Genomic DNA, 1581 nt, shown 5'->3' with positions numbered 1-1581 from the left:
CAGGCCATGCACTGGTCGGAAGGGAGCCCGGCTTCGGCTGTCGCAATGGCGATACGTTGACTGAGGGTCATAGGCGCCTCTCGTTTCTTGGAAGGGGATCGATCAGGCGACACCAGTGTTCCTCGGAATAGCGAGTGAGCATCGGGGCGAGAGGACGGTGATCGTTGACGGCCGCATCAACCATGTTGCGCACCGCAGCAACGGTATTCAGCCTGGGGTGGATGCACAGGTGATGCAGGGCAAAAACCGTGATGTCTTCCTCTGCGCTCAAGCCCAACGCTCGTGCATCGTCGATATGGTTGGAGACCCGCACGGCGGCAAACGGCGGTATCTGGCACTGTCTCGCGTCCTCCGAGGCCGCACGCAGCACTCTCCAGACAGCCAGCACGCGCTCGATCAACGCCACATCTTCCTGAATACGCTGGGCAGGCTCCGGCAAAGCATGCCGCTGCCCGCTCTGCCCTTTCAGGTGCGCCAACCTGCCACCGCTACTCAGGAACAACCAGTCGTTGATCGGCCACCATGGGCCATGCTCGACCTGCTTGAACGTCGCCGCGAGCAGCTCCAGGCGAACCGGCTCGTACACCGGATAGAAGCTGAACGCCCGTTTGGCATCGGGTATTCGGCACATGGCCGTGAGATGGGCGGCTACCGTGGCCGAAGCTGCTTCACTGAACAGCCAGCCACTCAGGTAGCGCCGAGGGTGGTGCAGCCCTCTATACGCTGCGCGCGCAGTCAGCGCCAGCAACTCACGGCTGGGCAACGTTCCGGGTGAAGCCAGGCAAGCCAACACGGGATGCAGGTGGGGCACATGGGCCAGATCGGCCCTGTCCACGCGCATCAATGCCGCCTCGCCCAACGCTTCGCGCAGGTGCGCAAGCAAGGCATGGTCACTCTGGCCAGCTATCGCGAGCGGGTCGACCAATACATGGCAATGCAGGTGCGCCGCATGATGCCCTTCGATGCGGCTGATCAGGCTCTCGACATTCATGCCTTGACCTCGCACTTGCTGCTAGCGTCAGGCGTAAGCTCAAAAGACGGGCTATCGCCATCCCCTTTCGCAACGGCCTTGGTCTGCCCTTTCAAGTCGAGTGTCAGGCCATTGATGGTAATGCCCTGCGCATCCAGCACGATGCTGCCGCCAGGGCTTCTCAATTCGATGCGCTCACTGGCCAGCAACTGGAATACTGTCGTGCGTTGTTGCACGCCCTGCCCGACGCTTATCGACTGAGCCCCTTTGACCACTAGCTCGCAGTTGCTCCCAGTGAGAACGCGGTGATTGCCACCCGTTGACTCAGTGCGGTTGTTGGCCACGTTCTCGACCAGGTCACGCTTGATGTCCAACAGGCTGTTTTGCCCAATAACCTGGGTATGGTTGTATGCCGTTTCCTGACGGAAGTTGTTGCCAATGCTCAGTTGCTCATCATTGCCGACCTGCTCGACACGATTGCGCCCCACACGCGTGGTCTCATCATTGCCGACCACATTGTTCTTGTCCCGCTGGGCATGGATGAACACTTCCTCTTTGCCCAGTTCGTCCTCGAAACGCAGTTCGTTGTAACCATCACCTTTATGGGTCTG

At 60.2% G+C, this 1581-nt stretch carries 1 protein-coding gene and 1 pseudogene; both read right to left on the bottom strand.

Annotation, left to right across the window (positions count from 1 at the left end):
* Positions 1–67: 67 nt before the first annotated feature.
* Entirely contained in the window at positions 68–991 is a 924-nt protein-coding gene (locus D906_RS26405; protein WP_027609942.1) for a hypothetical protein, read from the bottom strand.
* Positions 988–1581: pseudogene (locus D906_RS26400) on the bottom strand (type VI secretion system tip protein VgrG); the annotation flags it as partial. The pseudogene D906_RS26400 and the gene D906_RS26405, both read right to left, overlap by 4 nt.

It is taken from the genome of Pseudomonas sp. LAIL14HWK12:I1, from assembly GCF_003202095.1.
Lineage (GTDB): Bacteria > Pseudomonadota > Gammaproteobacteria > Pseudomonadales > Pseudomonadaceae > Aquipseudomonas > Aquipseudomonas monteilii.
The sequence above is the reverse complement of the archived record's forward strand: the minus strand, read 5'-3'. Positions and strand labels throughout refer to the sequence as shown.

Bases quoted from the DNA above. Each gene is read 5' to 3' on its own strand.
- D906_RS26405 (WP_027609942.1), bottom strand. From the start codon at position 991: ATGAATGTCGAGAGCCTGATCAGCCGCATCGAAGGGCATCATGCGGCG.